Genomic DNA, 3,722 nt, shown 5'->3' on the forward strand with positions numbered 1-3,722 from the left:
GACCATGACCATGACCATGACCATGACCATGACCATGACCATGACCACGTGCATGGTGCGCATTGCAGCCATCCGTCGCACCAGGAAGGCCACGGGCATGGCCACCATCACCACCACGATGACGACGTCAAGAGCTTCGTCTACCGCGCCGAGCGCCCGTTCGATCCGGCCAAGCTCGAAGACTTCCTCGGCGCCATCGTCAACATCTACGGCCCGCGCATGCTGCGCTACAAGGGCGTGCTGAACATGCTCGGCACCGACCGCAAGGTGATCTTCCAGGGCGTGCACCAGCTCATGGGCAGCGACCTGGGGCCCGCATGGGCCGAAGGCGAGGAGCGCAGCAGCAAGATGGTGTTTATCGGCATCGACCTGCCCCAGGACATTCTGGTGCAGGGTCTGCAGCAGTGCCTGGTGTGACGTGCGTGCCCGGGCGAGCCGCCCCTTTGTGGGTATTGCGCAACGCAGGGGCTGCTGTCAGCCCGGGCCGATACAATCGCGCCCCGGTAAATAGAGGGGCTTACCACCCACCCGCCCGCCAGCACGCCCTGTGTCTGCGGGCCCGCCCGTACTGTGAGGAGACAGGAATTGAAAGCTGAAACCAGCAAATCCAAGGCCACTGCCAAGGTGTCGACGACTGGGGCAAAAACGCCCGTCGCCAAGGTGCCAGCGAAGTCTGCTGCACGTGCCGCCCCCGCGGCGCCCGCCAAAACGGCGACCGCCCAGCCGCACGCCAAGGCTGTGGCCGCGCCCAGCGCCGCAGCGGCGCCCGTGCGCAGCACCCGGCCTTCTTCACGTCTGGCGCAATTGACCGTACCATCCATGGCGCAGTCGGTGGCCTCCACTGCGGCCAAAGCAAGCTATACCAACACCATGCCCTCCACCATGCAAGTGTCGCCCCCCATGGGCAGCCCCAAGAAAGACGCCAAACTGGCCAACAACTGGAAAACCAAGCCGGTTGATGAGCTGAGCGACGCCGAAGTTCTGGCCATGCCCGACAGCGAATACATGAACGAGCAGCAGCTGGCGTTCTTCCGGCACAAGCTGGTGCTGCTCAAGCAGGACATCCACCAAAGCGCCGGCCAGACCACCGAGAACCTGCGCGAGGACACCGTGGTCGTTCCCGACCCGGCCGACCGCGCCACGATCGAGGAAGAGCACGCGCTGGAGCTGCGCACGCGCGACCGCGAGCGCAAGCTGCTCAAGAAGATCGAACAGTCCATTGCCCGCATCGATTCCGGCGACTATGGCTACTGCGACGAGACCGGCGAGCCCATCGGCGTGGGCCGCCTGCTGGCCCGCCCCACGGCGACGCTGTCGCTGGAAGCGCAGCAGCGCCGCGAGCTCAAGCAAAAAATGTTTGGTGACTGACGGCGCCTGGCATGCTTGCGCACCCGACGTCTTGACGCTGCATGGGCAAGGAAGAAGCTTCCCCCGGTGGACTGCTGTCCAAGGTGGTGCGGTTTGTGCGCAACCCGACGGTCAACTGGGGCGATCTCGACTCCATCGACGCCGACCGCGAAAGCCAGTACAGCAAGCAAATGCTCAAGGAGATGATCGAACGCAAGCGGCGCAACGACTTTGTGCGCCGCCGCGAGTTCGATCAGTTGCGCAAGCTGCGCCAGCGCGACGCGTTGGCGGGCCAGCGCATCGAGGATTCCGCAGCACGCCCCTCGTTGTTCCAGAGCAGCCTGACCTCGCCCGGCGAACGGGCCGTGACCATCCAGAAAATCGATGAGATCGAGGCGCAGATGTCGATGCAGTGGTGGAAAGGCAAGCCGGTGGGCCGTGCCCCTTCCCCGCCCGACACCCCGTCCGCCGGCCTGACAGCGCCGGGCGCCGACTGCGCAGCGGCAGGGGAGGGGGCGGCCTTCGCCCCCACCGCGCCGGCGTCCATGCCACTGCACCTCGAACCCCAGGCCGCCGCCGCCCCGCTGTTTGCCGACGACAGCATGTGCCTCAGCGGGTTTGGCGCCGTGTCCGCGCCGCAGCCTGCGGACGGGACGCCGGGCGCGCAGGCCTCGCCGTCCCTCGAACTGGAGGTATTCGTGCACGAACCCGATCTCGAAGAAGCGGCCATCCGGTTCGCCAACGGCGACCACGCCGGTGCCGAAGCCGGCTTGAGGGAGGTGCTGGCACAGCATGCCGGCGACGACGCAGCACAGCAGTTCGAGATCTGGATGGCGCTGTTCGACCTCTACCGCGCCACCGGTCAGCAAGACAGTTTCGACAGCCTCGCGCTGGATTTCGCGGCGCGCTTCGACCGCTCCGCGCCCTTGTGGTTTTCCATTCCCGAGCAACTGGGCCTGGGAGCGGCACCGCCGGGGGCCGTTGCGGCGCGGCGCGATGTCAGCTGGAACGCGCCGTCCGTGCTGACGCTGCAGTCGGTGGCCGCGCTGCAGGCCGCGTTGCTGCGCGCCGCGTCGCCCTGGTGCCTGGACTGGTCGCGCCTGGTCGACATCGACGAAGCTGCACTGCCTGCGCTGGCCAACGAGTTTTTGCGCTGGGCCGAGCAGGACGTCCACATTGCCTTGACGGGCGCGCCCGCGCTCGAGGCCCTGCTGCAGGCCCACACCCAGTCGGGCGACCGCAGGGCCAACCCCGAGTGGTGGCGGCTGCGCATGGCAGCACTGCGCTGCATGGGACGGCCCGACGAGTTCGAGCTCGTGGCGCTCGATTACTGCGTGACCTACGAGGTCTCGCCGCCTTCCTGGTCCGCACCGCGCTGCGCCTGCAGCGCTGCCCCTGACGGCGGCGGCGCGGATGTGGCGCTGGACGATCCGGCGCACGACCTGCTGGCCCCGCACCCCGGCGAAGGCGCGGACGGGCCCCTGGCGGCCGCACCGGACGGCGTGCCCGGACTCAGGGGGCACATCGAAGGCGATGCCAGTGCTGCGCTCGCTGCGCTCGATGCCCAGGATCGCCCGGGCGAGCCGCTGGTCGTGCCCTGCGAGTGCCTAATCCGCATCGATTTTTCCGCCGCGGGTTCGGTGCTCAACTGGGCGGCGCAGCAGCAGGCCCAGGGCCGCGTGGTGCAATTTCGCAACCTGCACCGGCTCGTGGCGGTGCTGTTCAACGTGATCGGTGTGAGCGAACACGCGCGCATCGTTCCGCGCAAGAACTGAGAGCCCCGCTGCGGCGCCCCGCTTGAAAGCGGGCGGCCCGCCCCCATGTGTGCCCGCTATGGAACAACACAGCGATTCCCGCATTTTCTACGGCACCACCATCCTCAGCGTGCGCCGCCAGACGCCCGAGGGCGTGCAGGTGGCCATTGGCGGTGACGGCCAGGTCACCCTGGGCAACGTGGTGGTCAAGGGCACGGCGCGCAAGGTGCGCAAGCTCCACCACGGCAAGGTGCTGGCCGGCTTTGCCGGTGCCACGGCCGATGCCTTCACGCTGTTCGAGCGCTTCGAGGCCAAGCTCGAAAAGCACCAGGGCCATCTGGTGCGCGCCGCCATCGAGCTGACCAAGGACTGGCGCACCGACCGCGTGCTGCGCCGCCTCGAGGCCATGCTTGCCGTGGCCGACCTGGACGCCTCGCTCATCATCACCGGCAATGGCGATGTGCTCGAGCCCGAGCAGGGCATCGTCGCCATCGGATCGGGCGGCGTCTATGCGCAGTCGGCCGCGAAGGCCTTGATCGAGAACACCGACCTGTCCGCGCAGGAGGTGGTGAAGAAATCGCTCGAGATCGCCGGCCAGCTGTGCATCTACACCAACATGAA

General features: G+C 67.6%; 4 protein-coding genes. All 4 read left to right on the top strand.

Annotated elements, in window-relative coordinates; all coding sequences use genetic code 11:
- The coding region (locus B2J89_RS22685; protein WP_240964729.1) for a GTP-binding protein at positions 1 to 417 on the top strand (417 nt) is incomplete at its 5' end.
- A gap of 168 nt (positions 418 to 585) precedes the next feature.
- Positions 586 to 1,368, top strand: coding sequence for an RNA polymerase-binding protein DksA (gene dksA / locus B2J89_RS04380; protein WP_169168010.1), 783 nt, complete (start codon positions 586 to 588; stop codon positions 1,366 to 1,368).
- A 41-nt stretch (positions 1,369 to 1,409) separates the two neighbouring features.
- Positions 1,410 to 3,122 carry an STAS domain-containing protein gene (locus B2J89_RS04385; RefSeq protein WP_169168011.1) on the top strand — a complete coding sequence of 571 codons (1,713 nt, stop codon included), beginning with the start codon at positions 1,410 to 1,412 and terminating at the stop codon, positions 3,120 to 3,122.
- Between the two features lie 58 nt (positions 3,123 to 3,180).
- The coding region (gene hslV / locus B2J89_RS22470; RefSeq protein WP_205763694.1) for an ATP-dependent protease subunit HslV at positions 3,181 to 3,722 on the top strand (542 nt) is incomplete at its 3' end.

It is taken from the genome of Acidovorax sp. SRB_24, from assembly GCF_012931925.1.